17 protein-coding genes are annotated in these 18613 nt (G+C 62.9%); 8 read left to right on the top strand and 9 right to left on the bottom strand.

Annotated features, from left to right (window positions below; translation table 11 throughout):
• Window positions 1–124: 124 nt before the first annotated feature.
• Window positions 125–2311: an OsmC domain/YcaO domain-containing protein gene (locus tag B2J77_RS09760; protein ID WP_058638344.1), complete on the bottom strand. Its 2187-nt coding sequence runs from the start codon at window positions 2309–2311 to the stop codon at window positions 125–127.
• A gap of 261 nt (window positions 2312–2572) precedes the next feature.
• Here B2J77_RS09760 and B2J77_RS09755 point away from each other — a divergent pair, with 261 nt between their 5' ends.
• Genes B2J77_RS09755 through B2J77_RS09745 form a run of 3 tightly spaced genes read left to right on the top strand, consistent with a single transcriptional unit; the run spans window position 2573 to window position 6632 of the window.
• Window positions 2573–3028 carry a (2Fe-2S)-binding protein gene (locus B2J77_RS09755; protein ID WP_058638345.1) on the top strand — a complete coding sequence of 152 codons (456 nt, stop codon included), beginning with the start codon at window positions 2573–2575 and terminating at the stop codon, window positions 3026–3028.
• A complete protein-coding gene (locus B2J77_RS09750; RefSeq protein WP_078478522.1) occupies window positions 3028–5268 on the top strand; it encodes a xanthine dehydrogenase family protein molybdopterin-binding subunit in 2241 nt (746 codons plus the stop codon). Before B2J77_RS09755 ends, B2J77_RS09750 begins: the two co-directional genes overlap by 1 nt.
• Window positions 5269–5285: 17 nt before the next feature.
• Window positions 5286–6632 (top strand): c-type cytochrome, encoded by a 1347-nt coding sequence (locus B2J77_RS09745; protein WP_078478521.1) that lies wholly within the window; start codon window positions 5286–5288, stop codon window positions 6630–6632.
• A gap of 31 nt (window positions 6633–6663) precedes the next feature.
• On the opposite strand, the gene B2J77_RS09740 is transcribed toward B2J77_RS09745, so the two are convergent.
• The gene (locus tag B2J77_RS09740; protein ID WP_078478520.1) at window positions 6664–7440 is read right to left on the bottom strand and encodes a substrate-binding periplasmic protein; all 777 of its coding nucleotides are present in this window, start codon (window positions 7438–7440) and stop codon (window positions 6664–6666) included.
• A gap of 68 nt (window positions 7441–7508) precedes the next feature.
• Window positions 7509–7826, bottom strand: coding sequence for a hypothetical protein (locus tag B2J77_RS09735; RefSeq protein WP_058605375.1), 318 nt, complete (start codon window positions 7824–7826; stop codon window positions 7509–7511).
• Window positions 7827–8137: 311 nt separating this feature from the next.
• Between B2J77_RS09735 and B2J77_RS09730 the strand changes: the two genes are divergently transcribed.
• The 3 genes from B2J77_RS09730 (at window position 8138) to B2J77_RS09720 (ending at window position 11085) form a co-directional block, all read left to right on the top strand.
• The gene (locus tag B2J77_RS09730; RefSeq protein ID WP_078478519.1) at window positions 8138–9883 is read left to right on the top strand and encodes a BCCT family transporter; all 1746 of its coding nucleotides are present in this window, start codon (window positions 8138–8140) and stop codon (window positions 9881–9883) included.
• A 118-nt stretch (window positions 9884–10001) separates the two neighbouring features.
• Complete coding sequence (locus tag B2J77_RS09725) at window positions 10002–10259, top strand: hypothetical protein (protein ID WP_078478518.1); 258 nt, start codon at window positions 10002–10004, stop codon at window positions 10257–10259.
• Between the two features lie 175 nt (window positions 10260–10434).
• Complete coding sequence (locus B2J77_RS09720) at window positions 10435–11085, top strand: TIGR04211 family SH3 domain-containing protein (RefSeq protein ID WP_058638351.1); 651 nt, start codon at window positions 10435–10437, stop codon at window positions 11083–11085.
• Between the two features lie 178 nt (window positions 11086–11263).
• On the opposite strand, the gene B2J77_RS09715 is transcribed toward B2J77_RS09720, so the two are convergent.
• Window positions 11264–12145: a LysR family transcriptional regulator gene (locus B2J77_RS09715; RefSeq protein ID WP_078478517.1), complete on the bottom strand. Its 882-nt coding sequence runs from the start codon at window positions 12143–12145 to the stop codon at window positions 11264–11266.
• A gap of 133 nt (window positions 12146–12278) precedes the next feature.
• Here B2J77_RS09715 and argC point away from each other — a divergent pair, with 133 nt between their 5' ends.
• Window positions 12279–13238 (top strand): N-acetyl-gamma-glutamyl-phosphate reductase, encoded by a 960-nt coding sequence (argC, locus tag B2J77_RS09710; RefSeq protein ID WP_058638353.1) that lies wholly within the window; start codon window positions 12279–12281, stop codon window positions 13236–13238.
• A 61-nt stretch (window positions 13239–13299) separates the two neighbouring features.
• Window positions 13300–13986: a GNAT family N-acetyltransferase gene (locus B2J77_RS09705; protein WP_078478516.1), complete on the top strand. Its 687-nt coding sequence runs from the start codon at window positions 13300–13302 to the stop codon at window positions 13984–13986.
• A gap of 44 nt (window positions 13987–14030) precedes the next feature.
• Here the strand turns inward: B2J77_RS09705 and B2J77_RS09700 are convergent, their stop codons facing one another.
• The 5 genes from B2J77_RS09700 to B2J77_RS09680 all read right to left on the bottom strand — a co-directional run bounded on the left by B2J77_RS09700 (window position 14031) and on the right by B2J77_RS09680 (window position 18523).
• The gene (locus B2J77_RS09700; RefSeq protein WP_058638355.1) at window positions 14031–14786 is read right to left on the bottom strand and encodes an ABC transporter permease; all 756 of its coding nucleotides are present in this window, start codon (window positions 14784–14786) and stop codon (window positions 14031–14033) included.
• A complete protein-coding gene (locus B2J77_RS09695; protein WP_078478515.1) occupies window positions 14786–15991 on the bottom strand; it encodes an ABC transporter substrate-binding protein in 1206 nt (401 codons plus the stop codon). Before B2J77_RS09695 ends, B2J77_RS09700 begins: the two co-directional genes overlap by 1 nt.
• Window positions 15978–16799: an ABC transporter ATP-binding protein gene (locus tag B2J77_RS09690; protein ID WP_078478514.1), complete on the bottom strand. Its 822-nt coding sequence runs from the start codon at window positions 16797–16799 to the stop codon at window positions 15978–15980. The genes B2J77_RS09695 and B2J77_RS09690 overlap by 14 nt, the downstream gene beginning before the upstream one ends.
• Window positions 16796–17860, bottom strand: a complete 1065-nt coding sequence (locus B2J77_RS09685) for an acyl-CoA dehydrogenase family protein (protein ID WP_078478513.1) — start codon at window positions 17858–17860, stop codon at window positions 16796–16798. Before B2J77_RS09685 ends, B2J77_RS09690 begins: the two co-directional genes overlap by 4 nt.
• Before the next feature lie 99 nt (window positions 17861–17959).
• Window positions 17960–18523, bottom strand: a complete 564-nt coding sequence (locus B2J77_RS09680; RefSeq protein WP_023535132.1) for a carboxymuconolactone decarboxylase family protein — start codon at window positions 18521–18523, stop codon at window positions 17960–17962.
• Window positions 18524–18613 lie beyond the last annotated feature (90 nt).

Genomic DNA, 18613 nt, shown 5'->3' with positions numbered 1-18613 from the left:
GCAAATGAGCACCTTGACGAGCCGATAGTTCAGCCATACATAGCTGAAATATCCTGCAAAAAACCCCGAACCGCTGCCCTTCGTGGCATACGCGGCCTATCCAGGCCCGCATGCCTGCCAGACGTCAGGCCAGTCGCGCCCGAGCGGCGTGCAGCTTCTTGTAGCTGTCGATCAGACGCAGGTGGCGATCCAGCCCTTCGAGCTTCATGCTGGTCGGGGTCAGGCCGTGGAAGCGCACGCTTCCCTCGATCGAGCCCAGCACCGCATCCATGCGCGGGTTGCCGAACATGCGGCGGAAATTGACTTCGTAGTCGGCCATGTCCAGTTCATCGTCCAATTGCACTTCCAATGCCACATTAAGCGCCTGGTAGAACAGCCCCCGTTCCACGGTGTTGTCGTTGAACTGAAGAAACGCCTCGACCAGCTCTTTGGCCTCCTCGAAGCGCTGCACGGCCAGGCAGATGAGCAGCTTGAGCTCAAGGATGGTCAGTTGCCCCCATACCGTGTTGTCGTCGAATTCAACGCCAATCAGCGTGGTGATGGTGGTGTAGTCATCGACATCGCAATTGTCCAGGCGTTTGAGCAGCAGCTTGAGCGAGCGATTGTCCAGGCGGTGCAGGTTGAGGATGTCGGCGCGGAAAGAAAGCGCCCGGTTGGTGTTGTCCCAGATCAGGTCCTCGACCGGGTAGATTTCCGAATAGCCTGGCACCAGGATTCGGCAGGCGATTGCCCCGAGGTTGTCGTACACGGCCATGTAGACCTCTTTGCCAAGGTCTTCGAGGATGCCGAACAAGGTGGCTGCCTCCTGCGCATTGGCACCTTCGCCCTGGGCAGTGAAATCCCAATCGACGAACTCGAAGTCAGCCTTGGCGCTGAAGAAGCGCCACGACACAACACCGCTGGAGTCGATGAAATGCTCGACGAAATTGTTCGGCTCGGTCAGGGCGTGGCTTTCGAAGGTGGGCTGTGGCAGGTCGTTCAAACCTTCGAAGCTGCGGCCCTGCAGCAGTTCGGTCAAGCTGCGCTCCAAGGCCACCTCAAGGCTTGGGTGCGCACCGAACGAAGCGAACACACCACCGGTGCGCGGGTTCATCAGGGTGACGCACATCACCGGGAATTCGCCACCCAGCGAGGCGTCCTTGACCAGTACTGGGAAGCCCTGCTCCTCCAGCCCCTGGATACCCGCGACGATGGACGGATAGCGGGCCAGCACCTCGGCGGGAACGTCCGGCAGGCACAGCTCGCCTTCGAGGATTTCACGCTTGACCGCACGCTCGAAGATTTCGGACAAGCACTGCACCTGCGCTTCGGCCAGCGTGTTGCCCGCGCTCATGCCGTTGCTCAGGAACAGGTTCTCGATCAGGTTCGACGGGAAGTACACCACCTGCTGGTCTGATTGGCGCACGAACGGCAGCGAACAGATGCCCCGGGCGGTGTTGCCCGAGTTGGTGTCGTACAGGTGCGAGCCGCGCAGTTCGCCATCGGGGTTATAGATGGCCAGGCAATGCGCGTCGAGGATTTCGTCAGGCAGGGCATCCCGAGGGCCAGGCTTGAACCACTGTTCGTCCGGGTAGTGCACGAACGCCGCATTGGCCAGCTCCTCTCCCCAGAACTGATCGTTGTAGAAGAAATTGCAGTTCAGCCGCTCGATGAATTCGCCCAGGGCAGACGCCAGCGCCGCTTCTTTGGTAGCGCCCTTGCCATTGGTGAAGCACATGGGCGACTGCGCATCGCGCACATGCAACGACCAGACGTTGGGCACGATGTTGCGCCACGAAGCAATTTCGATCTTCATGCCGAGGTCGGCCAGGATGCCGGACATGTTGGCAATCGTCTGTTCCAGTGGCAGGTCCTTGCCAGGGATACGGGTGCTGGTTTCGGCCACCGGCATGAGCAAACCCTGGGCATCGGCATCGAGGTTGTCGACCACCTCGATCACGAATTGCGGACCGGTCTGCACCACCTTCTTGACCGTGCAGCGCTCGATCGAACGCAAGATGCCCTGGCGGTCCTTGTCGGTGATGTCTTCCGGCAGCTCCACCTGGATCTTGAACACCTGGTTGTAGCGGTTCTCGGGGTCGACGATGTTGTTCTGCGACAGGCGTATGTTTTCGGTGGGAATGCCGCGTGTCTGGCAGTAGAGCTTGACGAAGTAAGCCGCGCACAGCGCCGAGGACGCCAGGAAATAGTCGAATGGCCCAGGGGCCGAGCCATCGCCCTTGTAGCGGATCGGTTGATCGGCGATCACCGTGAAGTCATCGAACTTGGCTTCGAGACGGAGATTGTCGAGAAAATTGACCTTGATTTCCATGCGGGTTTACCGTGATTTTAAGCGTGCAAAACACAATGGTCGGCATTATCCGGTTTTTCACAGCGGAAATCCTCCCCGACCGGCATGCGCGTCAATGGCGGCCTCGCGCTTGCGCATTCCGGGGAAATCCTTGCCTGATCCTCTGTATCTGCACAGCCTGGCGCAGGCACCGGTTCAGCGCTGTGCTAGCGTTTCTACACGGGGCGACGCACCCCACGATCATGACAAGAACAGCGCTAACCGATGACTGGCAGGTGAACCATGGAACTACTCATCAACGGTACGACCCACCAGGTCGATGCAGACGCCGACACGCCCCTTTTGTGGGTGATCCGCGACGATCTGGGCATGACCGGCACCAAGTATGGCTGCGGCCTAGCCCAGTGCGGGGCTTGCTCGGTGCTGGTGGACGGCGTTGTGGTGCGCGCCTGCGTAACCCCGGTGTCCGGCGTGGTTGGCCGACACGTGTCGACCATTGAGGCGATCGAGGCGGACCCTGTGGGCAAGCGGGTGGTAGCGGCTTGGGTGGAACACCAGGTCGCGCAATGCGGGTACTGCCAATCCGGTCAGGTAATGGCAGCGACCGCGCTGCTCAAGCATACCCCGGCACCCAGCGCCGAGCAGATCGATGCAGCCATGATCAACCTGTGCCGCTGCGGCACCTACAACGCTATTCATGCAGCCATGCATGACCTAGCGCAGGGAGCCAAAGCCTGATGAGCACGCCTGATCCCGTTGCTGAACTGCATAGATTGCAAGCTGGCGAAACCGTCAATCTCTCGCGTCGCCGCTTCCTCGTCGGCACGGCTGCAGGCGCATTGGTCCTGGGCTTCGGCCTGCCGACGGGCGTTGCGCGTGTGCAAGCTGCTGCCGATGCGCAGCGAGGCACCCAGGTACCGGCGTTCCTGGAAATTCGACCGGATGGCACGGTCCGTCTGCTCAGTCCGTTCATGGAAGGCGGCCAAGGACCGTTCACCGCCATGGCGCAGATTGTTGGTGAGGAGCTGGATGTGGATCCTGCTCACTTCATCGTGGACAGCGCCCCACCTGGCCAAGCCTATGTGGTGATGGAAAACGGCATGCGCATCACCGGCGGCAGCATGTCCGTACGCATGAGCTACCCCACCATGCGCCGCCTGGGCGCACTGGCGCGGGCGATGTTGCTGCAAGCCGCTGCGCAGCAACTGGGTGTCGCGGTGGGCGAGCTCACCACGACGCCGGGTACCGTAGTACATACCACGTCAGGGCGCACGCTTGCGTACGGCGAACTGGCCAAACGCGCCATGGACCTGCCGGTGCCCGACCCCGCCACCGTCAAGCTTCGTGATCCTGCCCACTTTCGCTGGATTGGCAAGCCAGTTCGGCGCCTGGATGCATACGACAAGTCCACCGGCAAGGCCATGTACTGCATCGACCTCAGCGTGCCTAATATGCTTCATGCCGCCGTGCAGCATGCCCCTCGCCTGGGCATGACGGTGGGCCAGGTGCGCAATGAGGCACAGGTGGCTGCCATGAAGGGCGTGCACTCGGTGCATCGCCTGCCCGGTGCTGTAGCGGTGGTTGCACCGCGTTGGTGGCACGCCAAGCGTGCGGTCGAGGCACTGCAAGTACAGTGGCTGGAGCCAGCCGCAGATTCCACCGTGCGGGCCATGCCGGCGGATTTTTCCAGCGACGGCTGGCTCCAGCACCTGGCCAGTGCCACGGGTCCAACCCGTGATGAAGAAACGGCCGGAGACGTGGCAAGCGCGCTGGACAACGCCGTGACCACCGTCGAGGCCAGCTACCACAACCAGTACCTGAACCATGCCCAGCTCGAGCCCCCTTCTGCCCTGGCCCGCTTCAACCCCGACGGCACACTGGAGGTCTGGCTGCCCAACCAGGCGCCCGACATGTTCCGCGATGACATCGCCAAGCGTACCGGGCTGTCACCCGACCAGATTACGCTGCACTCGCCGCTGCTTGGCGGCTTCTTCGGTCGACACTTCCTGTATGAGTCCGCCAACCCTTACCCGCAGGCCATCGCCCTGGCCAAGGCGGTAGGCCAGCCCGTCAAGCTGATCTGGAGCCGCGAGGAAGAGTTCCTTCGCGATGTGCTACGCCCTGTCGCCGCGGTCAAGTTCCGCGCCGGGCTCGATGCCGAAGGCTTGCCGGTAGTCCTGGAGGCGGTCAGCGCCACGGAAGGCCCCACCGAAGCCCTGGCCGGCAAGCAAGGTGACAAGGTCGACCCCACGGCACTGGAAGGGCTATCGGGCAAGGCCTATGCCATAGCCAACAAGCGCATCGCACAGGTGTACGTCAAAGGCCCGGCCATGCTCGGTTATTGGCGGTCGGTGGGCAACTCGCTCAATGACTTCTTCTATGAGTCTTTCCTGGACGAGCTGGCGGACAAAGGAGGCCAGGACCCTCTGGCCCTTCGTCGGCACCTGCTGCGAGACAACCCGCGCCTGACCCAGTTGTTGCAAGCGGTCGTCGAGCTTTCAGGGGGCTGGAAACGAGGGCCTTTCACTGCCGAGGATGGCACGCGGCGGGCCCGAGGCTTGGCGATGGCGTCCCCTTTCGGGTCCGAAGCGGCCGTGATCGCCGAGGTCTCCATCGAAGACGGCCAAGTGAAGGTCCACGACATCTGGCAGGCGATCGATCCGGGTAGCATCGTCAATCCGGCCATTATCGAGCACCAGGTCAATGGCGCGGTGGCCTTGGGGTTGTCGCAGACGCTGGTCGAGGAAGCGGTGTACGTCGATGGCATGCCGCGTGCGCGCAACTATGACCTGTACCCGATCCTGCCGCCTGCGCGCATGGCTCGGGTACATGTACGCATCGTTGAGAGTGGCGCGAAGATGGGCGGTATCGGCGAGCCACCGTTGCCCGCGGTAGCACCGGCGGTGGCCAATGCCGTGGCCCAACTGACCGGACAACGGGTTCGCAGCCTGCCCATGAGCCGTCATACCTTCAACTGACCGACAAGGACGCCGCCATGCACCCTCGTACTGCTAGAACCCTTGGCTGGCTGTTGCTGCCCTGCGCGGTCGCCGCCGGCCTGGCCGGTTGGTACGTCACCCGTGAACCTGCCTCGCCGTTCTCTGATGAGCAGGCACGCGCCACCGACGACCCGGCATTGATCAGTCGCGGGGAATACGTCGCAAGGCTGGGCGATTGCGTCGCCTGCCACAGCCTGCCTGGCGAACCGCCGATGGCCGGGGGGCTCGAGATGGCTACCCCGCTTGGCACGATCCACGCCACCAACATCACACCCGACCCGGAGACAGGCATCGGCGCCTACTCGCTGGCCGACTTCGACCGGGCCGTGCGCCACGGTGTGGCGCCTGGCGGGCGCCGCCTCTATCCCGCCATGCCGTACCCCTCCTACGCCAAGCTCAGCGACGACGACATACGTGCGCTTTACGCCTTCTTCATGCGCAGTGTTCAGCCTGCACGACAGCCGAACACGCCTGGCGACATACCTTGGCCATTGAACCTACGCTGGCCCATCGCCCTGTGGAACGGCGCGTTCGCACCTGCGAGCCCTTACGTGGCGAAGGACGACCAGAATGCACTGTGGAATCGCGGCGCCTACATCGTGCAGGGGCCTGGGCACTGCGGCAGCTGCCATACCCCCCGAGGCCTGGCTTTCAATGAAAAAGCCTTCGACGAGTCAGGCGCCCCGTATCTCGCAGGCGCCTTGCTCGACGGCTGGTACGCGCCCAGTTTGCGCAATGACCCTAACACCGGCCTTGGCCGCTGGAACGAAGCTGAGGTGGTGCAGTTTCTCAAGACCGGTCGCAATCGACATGCCGTGGTCTTCGGCTCGATGACCGAGGCATTCAACAACTCCACGCAGTTCATGACCGATGGCGATCTACAGGCCATCGCCCACTACCTCAAGGCACTGCCCGGCGATCCATCCCGAGATGGCAAACCCTGGCAGTACCAGCCTGAGCCGACGCTCGCCCAGCTGGAGCGCCCAGGCGTACGCACGTACATGGCGCGCTGTGCTACCTGCCACGGCATGGACGGCAAGGGCCAGGGTGAGTGGATGCCGCCCTTGGCCGGCGCCACTTCGTTGCTTGCAAAGGAGGCTGCTTCAGCCATCAACATCACCCTGAACGGGTCGCAGCGGGCCGTGGCCGATGGCAGGCCCGATGCCTACCGCATGCCCGCCATGCGTGCACAACTGAGCGATCAGGAAACAGCAGAGGTGCTGAGCTATATCCGAAGTGCCTGGGGTAACCACGGCAACGCCGTCGAAGCCGCGGCAGTGGCCAAGCTGCGCAAAGATACCGATCCTGCCAGCCCTAGTCCGATCATCCTGCAGATGCGCTGACCCATGCCGCGCATTCGAGCACCGGAAGGCCTTAGCGGCTGCGCTCCAGGTTGAGTTTGAGCAGCTGCTGCGGTACCTCCTGCGCGTTGAGCTGCTGCATCGCCCGGCTCAGGGCTTCGCGCAGCGCCGGCTGATTGCACGGCGAAGCCTTGGACAGGGCCAGGTACAGGCCTTCGCTGGAGACAGGCGGCTGCAGCACCAGCACCTGCTGGTCGATGCCCAAGGTGCGCGCCAGGGCTAGGCCTGGGTACTGCTCATAGATTACATAGTCACTGCGCCCGTGCATCAGCTTTTCGAAAGCTTGCCTGGCGCTGGGCACCGCTTCGAGCGTCAGGTGCTGCTTGGCGTAAGCATCGAACGGCTGGCCGTGACTGTTATTGACCAGCGTTCCACCCTTGAGCCCCTGCAGGTCCGACCATTGCCCGTAGACGAAGCCATGCCCCCGACGGGCCCAGATCACGCTCGGCGTGTAGAGAAACGCCGGCAGGATGAAGTCCATTTGCTGCTGGCGGGCGTCGGTGATGAAGTAGCCGGCCATCAGGTCGACCCTGCCGGTACGAACCTCTTCCTGGGCCCTGGACCAAGGGCCTACATAGAGGACGTCGATTTCCAGGCCAAGGCTGTTGGCCAGGCGCGTGACCAGATCCGCATTGGCCCCAATCAGATGGTGCGGGTCCAGGGGGTCATGCCAAAGGTAGGGGGGATATTCCGGGTTTCCAGTGGCGGTAAGCCGTTTACACGGCTCGGCAGCCATTGCCAGCAGTGGCAGTAGCCCAAGGCACAACAGGCCAACCCAACCCTTGATCATGCGAGACCTCCGGCAGACGACGCTGTGATACCTCGATCCCTGTGCTGGGCCCTAGACAATAAGCTGCTTCAGGCGGTCAGTTCCAGCCGCGCGCGCGCCCCTGCCCGCTGGAAAACCTCGCGCACCTCGTCGGCCTTAGCCTTGGTGACCGACTTGCCGCTCAGCAGCTCGTCGACCACGCGCAGGCCTTGCTCGACGGCAGTGGCCAATTGTTCAGCATCGGAGGCGTCGGCGATATCACCCAGATAAGGCGCGATGAGGTAGACATAACGATCCTGCAGTTTCAGCGTTTCCAGGGCGTCGAGGGCCTGCTGGAAGCGATCGGCCGCAGCGGGGCTCATGCTCAATTTATCGAAATGAATCAGGCTCACACGATCAGTGGCCATGTTGACGAATCTCCGTTTCCTGATGCGGCGCAGGCCACGAGCAGCAGCGTGTCCACGCTACTCGGACAAGCAGGCCCGGGTGATGTCGATCAGGTTAACAGAACACGGCACAGAAAGGGTCATCCGCCCAAGAACTAAAAGTGACCAGCAGGTCGCGCAATGGAAGCCCCACGGCGCAACCGGGACAGGCAGCGGGATTTGGCGCGCAGGATAATCGCCCGGCAAACCACCCTGCCGAGAACGCCACCACGCGCTCGCCTCTACAACAACAAGCCTGTTTCAGCAGGCACGCCACACAGGGCTCCCACTTCATGGCAAAGGAACACTCCGCAGAGACACCCGATCTTGGCGTGACCGACCCCTCCAAAACCGACGAAGCCCGACAGGACCGGCGCCTGGAGGGCAAGCTCGACTGGGTCGTATTCGGCTTGACCAGCCTGTTGGCCATCGCGTTCGTGCTGTGGGGTTTCCTCAACCAAGTCAATTTGGCCAGTAGCGCGTCCAGTGCGCAGTCGTGGGTCATTCTCAACTTCGGCTGGTTCTTCGTACTGACCTCCACTGTGTTCGTCGTGTTCGTGCTGTGGCTGGCTGCCAGTCGATATGGTCGCGTACCGCTGGGCCGGGATGGAGAACTACCTGAGTTTCGAACGGTGTCGTGGGTGGCGATGATGTTCAGTGCCGGCATGGGGATCGGTCTGATGTTCTTCGGCGTGGCCGAGCCGTTGTCGCACTACGTTTCCCCGCCGCCGGGCTCGACCACTGGCCAGTCGAGCGAAGCGATGCAGGTGGCCATGGCCACCACCCTGTTTCACTGGACGCTGCACCCTTGGGCGATGTATGCCATCGTCGGGCTCGCCATCGCTTACGGCACCTTCAGGCGCGGCCGCTCCCAACTGATATCCGCAGCTTTCAGGCCCTTGATCGGCAAGCATGCCAATGGCCCGCTCGGCCGTCTGATCGACATGATGGCAATCTTTGCCACGCTGTTCGGCTCGGCCGCCTCGTTGGGGCTTGGTGCGCTGCAAATTGCAGGCGGCCTCGAATACAACGGCTGGATCGAGCACCCCGGCAAGCTGTTCTACATCGCACTGATCACCGTGCTGACCATTGCCTTCGTCACCTCGGCCGTATCGGGCATCGGCAAGGGTATCCAGTGGCTGTCCAATACCAACATGGTGCTCGCACTGATGCTCGCCGTGTTCGTGTTCCTGGTCGGGCCTACCTTGCTGATGCTGAACCTGCTGCCGACATCGATCGGCATCTACATCAAGATGCTGCCGGAAATGATGGCGCGGACCAATGCAAGCGGCGGCGAACCCATGAACGCCTGGCTGGCCGGCTGGACGGTGTTCTATTGGGCGTGGTGGATTTCCTGGACGCCTTTCGTTGGCATGTTCATCGCCCGTATCAGCCGGGGGCGCACCATTCGCCAGTTCGTCACCGGGGTGTTGCTGGTGCCGAGCCTGGTCAGCCTGGTGTGGTTCACCATCTTCGGCGGGGCGGCCATCGATGCCTTGCGCGAAGGCGCCTTCGTACTGGCGGATGGTGCGGTCAACAGCAACCATGCGCTGTACCAATTGCTCGCCAGTTACCCGTTGGCCTCTGCCACGTCGGTCCTGGTGATGATCCTGGTCGGTATCTTCTTCGTCTCCGGTGCCGACGCGGCGTCACTGGTCATGGGGACGCTGTCCGAACATGGCACCACTTCCCCTTCGCGGCGCACGGTGATTTTCTGGGGAGCGCTCACCGGCACGGTCGCAGCCATCATGCTGGCCATCGGTGACCCCAGCGCGCCAGACAAAGCCCTGACCGGGCTGCAGAACCTGACCATCGTAGTGGCCCTGCCCTTCGTACTGGTCATGGTGCTGCTGTGCCTGGCGCTTTATCGCGACCTGCGCAAGGACCCCATGATGCTGCGCCATCTTCGCGGAACCGAGCTGATCGAAAAGGCCGTGTTGTATGGCGCAGTCAAGCATGGCGAAGAGTTCTACATCGTCGTTCAGGAGAAGAAAGCCTCGGTGAAAGCGGTTGCAACCAAGGAGCTGACCGAATCGTGAGGTCAGCAGATCGGTCGCTCTGATACCTACCCGCGAAACTGGTAAAAGTGCCAGTTTCGTATTGCCAGCGACCGACGCAATATCGTCAGCGCCTCCCAGCCGAATGAGCGCAGCGCGCATGAATGACCTCCTGCAAGGTAGAGTCGCCTGGTTCGATACCGACCAGGCGTTTGGCTGCATTCTGGGAGCCAACGGCGTCGGCTTTCTTCTTCAGGGGCGACACCTGCTCGACCCAGGTACACCGCCCTGCCGCGGGCAGGTTTACCAATTCGCACCGGTGTACAGAAAAAATGCCTGGTGGGCCCTGCAGGCCTCGCCCTTACTGCCCCTGCCTGACGAATTGACGGTCGGCGTGCCGGACGATCATCCAGATTGACCTGATGCACACTGCTGCGCAGCTCATCCATTTGCGCAACATGTTGAAGACTTTTCGCGATGCTAGCGGTGAACCAGCTTACAAAAAAACGGTCTTTCGCTGACGGTTCACTACCCGACCGGTTCGCGGCCCATCCACCGGCCTACATTTGTCCAGTTTCAGCGAAGACCCCAAAATGCCCGACTCCCGCCCAACTGCCTTTGCCCTCACTGCCCTGCGCGGCGGTCTGCTTGCCAGCGCGCTGGCGCTTGTCACGCCCGCGCACGCCGAGGCGCCAGCCAGCGATGCACGCTGGGTCAGTGACAGCCTCAGCACCTACGTACGCAGTGGCCCGACCGACGGCCACCGTATCGTCGGTACGCTAAAGTCCGGGCAGCCACTGACGCTAATCGGTACACAGGGCAACTACAGTCAGGTTCGTGGACAAAACGGTGATGTGGTGTGGATCCTTTCCAGTGACCTGCAATCAGTGCCTGGTCAGAATGAGCGCCTGCCTCAGCTCGATGCTCAGGTGGCCGAGCTGACAGGGCAATTGAAGACCATCGATGACAGCTGGAAAAACCGGGTGCAGGGTATGCAGGAAACCCTGGATTCGCGCAAGCAACTGGTCGATGAACTCCAGGCGCGCAACAAGGACTTGAACGAGCAGCTGGACCAGAGCCAATCGAACCTTCGCGACGCTCAAGCGCGCCTGGGTGACGAGAACAAGCAGGTGATGATGCGCTACATGGTGTATGGCGGCAGCATCGCAGGGGCCGGTTTGTTGGTGGGCCTCATCCTGCCGGCCTTGACCCGTGGGCGGAAAAAGAACGATCGCTGGTTCTAGGACTGTGTTGAGGATTGCCTGTCTTGCACAGACCGGCAGATTCTTAAGTTTCGAAACGGACTTGCCGGCTCGTCGGCCTGGCCGGGGCGAGCTATAGATCCGGGGCTGCTGCGCAGCCCTGCTCCGGTAGATGCTCAACCCGTCATCCCCAGCATTCACCGCTACTGCGCTTTCCATACTACTGACCAAGCCGCTCTAGTGCCTGGAGCACAAAGGTAGTAGCCCTCTCCTGCCTGGCGTCCCGGCAGGCGATCCCCAACTGCCGCCACAACCCAGGCCGCAAGGGTCGACAGACCAGACGCGGGTCCGCCTCCATCGCTTCACCTTCCTGCGGCAGCAACGTTGCACCGTACCCAGCGCCCACTAGGCGCTTGATCGCGTCGTTGTAGTTCAACTCGATGCGCGGCTGTGGGTGCAGCCCGGCCGTTGCGAACCATTCGGTGCAGACCCGCGACAATTGCGTGCTGCTGTCATTGAGAATCAAAGGCCGCTCGGCCAGCCACTTGGGGGTGACAGCTGCCGGCGGCTGCCAGTCAGCCGGCATGTAGGCCAGGATGGGGTCTCGCCGCCAAGCGGTGACCGCCAGGCCCTTGCCCGCCACTTGTGGCAACGCTACCAGGCCAATATCCAGCAGCCCTTCACGCAGCTGCACCAGGGACGCTTGTGAAGTGAGCACTTGCACCTGCACGTCGATGCCAGGGTGTTCACTGCGCAGGTGCTCAAGCGCCTCGGGCAGCAGGTGCGCGATGGCCCCGGTTGATGCGCCCAGCCGCACGCGGCCTGTCAGGCCTTGCACTTGATTGCGCACCTCATCCAGAGCCATTTCGGCATCGGTAAGCAGGCGTCTGGCGCGCACCAGCAGGGTTTCGCCGATGACTGTCGGCCGAACTTGGCCGCGTGTGCGGGTCAGCAGCGTGGCGCCCACCCGCGACTCCAGCTCGGCCACATGCAGGCTAATGGTGGGGGGTGCCAGATTGAGCTGACGGGCTGCCGCCGCAAAAGACCCAAGCTGGCTGATCACCACCAGCGTACGCAGGCGGTCAAGGCTGATTTCACGCACAGGGCTACGGCTTCCTTGAGGTAAACGTCGGAAGATTCAGAATAACTGAACGTGCCCGTCATGAAATGTAAATTTTCTTTATGCCCAGCTTGAGCGACTCTGGTGTCCGACCTACCCGCCTGGACACGTGAACATGCATCTACCTCTTGTTTTCATCGATGGCGATCAAGGCACTACCGGGCTGCAAATCCATGCCCGCCTGCACGCTCGCACGGACCTGCGCCTGCTGACACTTGCCGACACGCAGCGCAAGGACCTCAGGTACCGCAGCGAGGCCATCAACCGTGCCGACATCGCCATACTTTGCCTGCCCGATGACGCTGCACGCGAAGCGGTGAGCGCGATCCACAACCCCGGTGTACGGGTGATCGATGCCAGCTCCGCCCACCGCACCGCGCCAGGTTGGACCTACGGTTTCGCCGAATTGAATCGGGACCAGGCTGCGCATATCGGCCAAAGTACCCGGGTCAGTAACCCTGGCTGCTACCCGACGGGCGCGATCGCATTGCTCGGCCCCCTGATCGCGGCAGGCTTGATACCTGCCGACTACCCGCTGGCCATCCATGCCATCTCGGGCTATTCCGGCGGCGGGCGCGCAGCGGTGCAGCGGCACGAGCAGCAGGACGGTAGCGCCGCCTCGGCCTTGCTCATGTACGGGCTGGACCTGGCGCACAAGCATGTGCCCGAGATTCAGGCCCACGCCGGTCTATCTGCCCGCCCCATGTTCATGCCCGCCTACGGCGCCTACCGCCAGGGCATCGTCCTCAGCATCGCCCTGCACCTGCGCTTGCTGCCCAGCCAGGTCAGCGCGCAGCAGTTGCAGGCGTGTCTGGAGCAGCACTACCAAGGCGCCCGCCACGTGAAGGTGATGCCGCTGCAAACCCAGGGCACAGCCGAGCGCCTCGATCCGCAGGCGCTCAACGGGACCGATGATCTGCGCCTGGGCCTGTACGCCAACCCCTCGCAAGGCCAAGTGCTGTTGACCGCCGTCTTCGATAACCTGGGCAAAGGGGCTGCCGGGGCTGCCGTGCAGAACCTGGACTTGATGATCGACGCCATGCGCGCCCACGGCGATAACGGCAAAAACGGGTAGACTGTACAGCCCGCGCACTCATGTTGCGGGCTGTATTCCATTCGCCGGAGCCTGTTTGCCGATGTACATCCTGAGCCGCCTGTCCAGCGTGCCACCCGAGTCGTTCCAGAACCAGATCCGTGAACTGGTCATCCACGAAGTGGGTGAGCTGAGCAGTGTCGCCATTACGCCTGATAACCCGTTGTACCCCTTGTACCAGTACGGTGTAGGCATGGAGGTGCACCAGTATCTGCAAGCACTCGATGGTACCCGCGGGCTGCGCGTTGCCCTGACTCTGGCACTCGATGCCGATGCCCCGGACCAGTTACTGGGCTTTGCTCTGGCATTGCCAGCCGACAACGACGACCAGGCCTGTGCCCTGGCATATCTCGCTGTAGCGCCCACGCACCGCCGCCAGGGGATCGCGCGCGCCTTGCTGGCCGACCTGCAGGCTCAGTACCGCTACATTGAACTGAATGCCTTTGCCCACCAGGTGCCGTGGTTCGAAGTCATGGGCATGCAAGCGGTCTCGGCCAACGGCCCACAGGTACTGATGAGCAGTACCGGTCAAGGCGGTGATGCCCTGATCGGGCGCTTGGACATCGCGCCTATCTACCAGACGACCGAAGTCATGCAAATCCACACCTATCTGCTGAACCAGCACGGCGAAGACGCCATGATTGAGGCCGAACAGCGTCGGGACGAGCGTCTGGATGAGCTAGCCCTTCAGGCCCAGGCCTGCGTGCAGCAACGCCTGACGGTACATTGATTCCCCTGCTCCTGCGCCCGTGACAAGGCGCAGGTCGTCCGCACTCAGGCATGCACCCAACGTCGATGCAGGCCGCGGGCCAGCGCATCCAGGGCAAAGCCCAGCACCCCGATCAGCAGCACCATGGCCATCAGCTCGGAATAGGCCAGGCGGTCGCGTGTATCGAGAATGAAGTATCCCAAGCCTGCGCTCACCCCGAGCATCTCGCAGGGCACCAGCACGATCCACAAAATGCCGATGGCCAGCCGTACCCCTGTGAGCACGTGCCCGATCACGCCGGGGACAATCACCTTGCACAGGGTTTCCCAACGGGTGGCGCTCAGGCTTCGGCTGAGCTGCAGCCAGCGCGGGTCCAGTTGCCGCACCCCGGCAGCGGTATTGAGCAGGATCGGCCACAGCGCAGCGAACGCCAGCAGGAAGTAGATGGGCTGATCGCCCACCCCCATCAGCATCACCACGACCGGCATCCACGACAGCGGCGAGATCATGCGCAGGAACTGGAACGCAGGGGTAGTCGCCGCCTCCAGGTGCCGGTAGCTGCCCACCAGCAGCCCAAGGGGCACACCGATCAGCAGCGCCAGCAGCAAACCGATCAGGATGCGTTTGAGGCTGACCCAGATATGTCCGTACACCTCGCCTTGCCCAAGCAGCTCGATCAGGCTGGTAAAGGTGGCCGAGGGCGAGAAGCGTGCCGACAGGCCATCGGGCTGGCCGAAGGCTGCCACCCCTGCCCACCAGACCAGCAGCAACCCCAGCAACCCGGCCAGCCCCAGGCTGGCATGCACCACATGCTTGCGCATCAGACCGCGAACTCCTCGCTGCGCTCGAAGGTGTCGGCAATACCGAAGACCGAAGGCCCCCCGACGCTGGCGATGGCATTGCGCACAAAACGGTCGTCTACCAGGTCACCGGCCACGTGTGCCGGGTCCAGGTCGGCGAGAAACGCGTTGTTGCCTTCGATCAAGGTGCGCTTGAGCCGTGTGACGAGCTCCTGGGTGTAGCTGGGGTACGGATAAGGCTGGAAGTCGATGCGTTTCTCATCCCACTGCTGGTGTTGTATGGCACCGGTGGCGATGTAGTCGGCACGGTCGCTGGCAGCAGGTGCCAGCACTCTGGTCAACACCGCGGGGTCGTGTGGGGTGTACTTGTTAGGGCCTGCCTTGGACAGCAAAGCAGCCGCCTCGGCCCGGTGCTCGCGGGTCCATTGCTGGGCCTTGACGATGGCGTTGACCACCTTCTGCGACCAGTCCGGCCGGTTGTTCAGGTCGTGTTCATGCATGAACACCACGCAGCAGGCGTGGTTGCGCCAGACGTCCCCGGTGAAGCGCTGCACGCGCCCGACCTTGAGGTTTTCGGCCAAGGCGTTGAACGGTTCGGCGACGATGTAGCCGGCGATGCGCTTGCTGGCCAGGGCCGGGGGCATGTCCGAGGGAGGCAGCACCAGCAGGTTCACTTCGTTGGCGGCAAGCGCTGCTGTGGCGGGTTTGGACACGGCGGTCAGGCCACTGTCCGCGAGCATCTGTTGCAGCACAACGTTATGAATCGAATACCAGAACGGAATGGCCACGGTCTTGCCACCGAGCTGTTTCATGTCGGTAATATCTGGCGCCACCGTCAGCCCCGAGCCGCCCACATGGTTCCAGGCCACCACTTTGGCCGGCACCTTGCTTGCGTAACGCGCCCATACCGTCATCGGGGACAACAGATGGATGACGTTGACCTGCCCGGAAATGAACGCTTCGATCACCTGTGCCCAACTGCGCAGCAAGACCGGCCGTTCGGCCTTGACGCCTTCGGCCTCGAACAGGCCATTGTTGTGCGCCACCAGCAACGGGGTGGCATCGGTGATGGGCAGATAACCGATGCGCACAGGCGCATCGGGTTCGGCGGCGGCGCGTGCCTGCAAGCTGGACAGCAGCGGCAATGCGCCCGCTGCGGTCAGCAGTGCGCTCATCTTGAGAAAATCGCGACGCGAAGAAGCGGCGCAGCAGTCATCCATGCACATGGACAGCCTCCGAGGGCAAGGGGGTGGGTTGGGGTTCGACTGTGCGGCTTCCCCGCCGAAGGGTTTTGAGAATCTCGATGCGCAAGGCGCCCAATGCCTCGACCTGCTGCGTCCGGGGTTGCGGCAGGTCGACGAGCCATTGCCCGAGCGTGTGCGCTGGGTGGTCGCCCAGTAGCAATACGCGGTCGGACAACAGCAGGGCTTCGTCGATGTCATGTGTAATCAGGACCGCCGCGGTGTTGTGCGTGGCGATCAATTGCAGCAGCAGTTGCTGCATGTCGGCGCGGGTCACCTCGTCCAGCGCGCCGAACGGCTCGTCGAGCAGCAGCACTTCTGGCTGGCGCGCCAGGCAACGGGCCAATGCCGTGCGCTGGGCCATGCCGCCGGAGAGCTGGGCCGGATACTGGTTGCGTGCATGGTCCAGGCCTACGGCAGCAATGGCATGGTCGACGCGTGCCCGACGCTCGTCTGCGGCAAGCGTTGGCTGGCGGGCGAAGTCCAGGCCGAAGGCGACATTCTTCTCCAGGCTCAGCCAAGGCAGCAGGCTTGGGTCCTGAAAGGCCACCGCCAGGCGCGGATGCGGGCCCTGCAGCGGCTGGCCGTGCAACATTACGTGCCCGCCTTGGGGTTGCTGAAGGCCCGCAAGCACGCGCAGCAGGCTGGACTTGCCGACACCGCTGGGGCCCAGGATGCTCACCACCTCGCCTGGGGCCAGTTGCAGGTCGAACCGGGCCAGTACCTGCTGCCAGCCCTCGGCACGGGGGTAGCCCAGGCTGATGTCCTTGGCTTGTAGCACAACGTGGGTCATGCCGATGCTGCCTGGCGATGAAGTTCAGCGCGCAGTTGCACCAGGCTGGGCGTGACGATGGGCACGAAGGCTGACTCACGCCAGCGCCGCGCGAAGCCTTCGCCATATTCGCACAGGTAAGCTTTGCCGCCGCTGGCCTGTAGCTCAAGCTGCACGGCATCGGCGGCGCACTCGGCCAGGGTGATGCGCAATTTGAACAGCGCTGCCGGCTGCTCCCTGAAGCGCTCATCGAGCAGCCCTTGCTTGAGCTCACTCACGGTGTTCTCCAGGCGAGCACTGAGTACCTGCCTGGCTTCATCCAGGAACGAAGCGCGCCCGTGCAGGTGACCCTGGACTTCTTCCAGCGCCCTGCGCGCCAGGCCGATGGCCATGCCGCACTGCAGCCCCAGGAAAGCCGGCCGGACACGGGGCAGGAATTGGCGGGCGTTGTCGTGCAGCAACCAGTCACGCGACAATTGCACCTGGTGGAAGGCCAGCGCAGCGGTGTTACTCGACTGCAAGCCCATCAGTTGCAGGTCGTCAGAGCGCTCAAGACCTTGTGCATCGGACGGAATGGCCAGCACGAAGGGGGCGCCACCGGCGTCATCCTCGATGGCAGCGGCTACAACGAAGCCGCTCTTGCGCAGGTTGGTCACCCAGTGCAACCGCCCTTCCAAATCCCAGCCATCCTCCTGGGGCCGACCGCGCACCTGTAGCGTCTCGATACCCGAAAGAAACTTCATGGCGTTGGACAAGCCCGTGGCGCCGGCCAGCTCACCGCTCAACAGCGCAGGCAGCAGCCGTTCGCGCAGCCCGGTATTGGGGCTCTGCAGCAGGTATTCGATGAAGGCCCGCTGCCCCCAGCACACGAAGGCCGTGGCCAGTGAACGGCTGGCAATGGTTGCGATGGCCTCCACCGCGTCGGTGATCTGGCCACCTGAACCGCCCAGGGCAGGGTCGATGCCAACGCGCGGCAATTGCGACTGCGCTATCTGGGACAGCACCTGTTGCGGCTCGCACTGGCCACGGTCGATGGCTTCGGCATTGGCATCCAGCCACTGTCGAAATGCGCACTCTTGCATGTTTTCTTGCTCCTTTTGAAACGCCGCGGGCGCCTGGCGACCCGTTCACGGCCAATGGCCGTTCCAGTACCGACCGCAGTGCGGCGGGTTGCCTGCGTCCTACGCAGACGGCTGTTGCCAGCGATACTTACCCAGCTCATCGTTGAGCGGCGTCTGGGCGAACACATTAGCAAAGTTGCACAGGGTTGCGAGGCTGACACCCAGAATCACTTCCAGCGCATTGCCCTCGGTGAAGCCCGCGTCGCGAAAAGCCTGATAAGTGGCCGGGCTCACATCGCCGCGGGTGGCGATGACTTCGCGGGCAAACGCCGCCAGGGTTTCGTATCGCGCGTCGGGAAGCTCGCCGCGCGCGCGCAGGGCGTCGACCACTTCGTGGGGCAGCTTGGCTTTGTTCAGGGCCACCGCCGTGTGGCCCGCCACGCAGAAGTCGCAACCGTGCTGGGTGGCGGCGATCAACTGCACCACTTCGCGCTCGGCCAAGGTCAGCTCGGACTTGCCGTTCAACGCCGAAACGGTGACATAGGTTTCCAGCGCGGCTGGGGCGTTGGCCAGGACACGCAGCAGGTTGGGGATGAAGCCCGAGTTCTTCTGGGCGTTTTCGAGGAACGGCTTGGCCGCCTCTGGTGCGGTCTGCAGGTCGTGTAGGGTAATGCGCGAGGACATGGGGTACTCTCCTTTGCCGTGTATCAGTACAGTCTGTTGGTTATAAGAAGTACGCTCCATATTCATCAGTCGTTTTTACTTGCTCCTGAG

Source organism: Pseudomonas parafulva (assembly GCF_002021815.1).
GTDB classification, from domain to species: domain Bacteria; phylum Pseudomonadota; class Gammaproteobacteria; order Pseudomonadales; family Pseudomonadaceae; genus Aquipseudomonas; species Aquipseudomonas parafulva_B.
This window is presented reverse-complemented; position numbering and strand designations above follow the sequence as displayed.

Coding starts and splice junctions, on each gene's coding strand:
- B2J77_RS09760 (WP_058638344.1), bottom strand. CDS start 2,311: ATGGAAATCAAGGTCAATTTTCTCGACAATCTCCGTCTCGAAGCCAAG.
- B2J77_RS09755 (WP_058638345.1), top strand. CDS start 2,573: ATGGAACTACTCATCAACGGTACGACCCACCAGGTCGATGCAGACGCC.
- B2J77_RS09750 (WP_078478522.1), top strand. CDS start 3,028: ATGAGCACGCCTGATCCCGTTGCTGAACTGCATAGATTGCAAGCTGGC.
- B2J77_RS09745 (WP_078478521.1), top strand. CDS start 5,286: ATGCACCCTCGTACTGCTAGAACCCTTGGCTGGCTGTTGCTGCCCTGC.
- B2J77_RS09740 (WP_078478520.1), bottom strand. CDS start 7,440: ATGATCAAGGGTTGGGTTGGCCTGTTGTGCCTTGGGCTACTGCCACTG.
- B2J77_RS09735 (WP_058605375.1), bottom strand. CDS start 7,826: ATGGCCACTGATCGTGTGAGCCTGATTCATTTCGATAAATTGAGCATG.
- B2J77_RS09730 (WP_078478519.1), top strand. CDS start 8,138: ATGGCAAAGGAACACTCCGCAGAGACACCCGATCTTGGCGTGACCGAC.
- B2J77_RS09725 (WP_078478518.1), top strand. CDS start 10,002: ATGAATGACCTCCTGCAAGGTAGAGTCGCCTGGTTCGATACCGACCAG.
- B2J77_RS09720 (WP_058638351.1), top strand. CDS start 10,435: ATGCCCGACTCCCGCCCAACTGCCTTTGCCCTCACTGCCCTGCGCGGC.
- argC (WP_058638353.1), top strand. CDS start 12,279: ATGCATCTACCTCTTGTTTTCATCGATGGCGATCAAGGCACTACCGGG.
- B2J77_RS09705 (WP_078478516.1), top strand. CDS start 13,300: ATGTACATCCTGAGCCGCCTGTCCAGCGTGCCACCCGAGTCGTTCCAG.
- B2J77_RS09700 (WP_058638355.1), bottom strand. CDS start 14,786: ATGCGCAAGCATGTGGTGCATGCCAGCCTGGGGCTGGCCGGGTTGCTG.
- B2J77_RS09695 (WP_078478515.1), bottom strand. CDS start 15,991: ATGTGCATGGATGACTGCTGCGCCGCTTCTTCGCGTCGCGATTTTCTC.
- B2J77_RS09690 (WP_078478514.1), bottom strand. CDS start 16,799: ATGACCCACGTTGTGCTACAAGCCAAGGACATCAGCCTGGGCTACCCC.
- B2J77_RS09685 (WP_078478513.1), bottom strand. CDS start 17,860: ATGCAAGAGTGCGCATTTCGACAGTGGCTGGATGCCAATGCCGAAGCC.
- B2J77_RS09680 (WP_023535132.1), bottom strand. CDS start 18,523: ATGTCCTCGCGCATTACCCTACACGACCTGCAGACCGCACCAGAGGCG.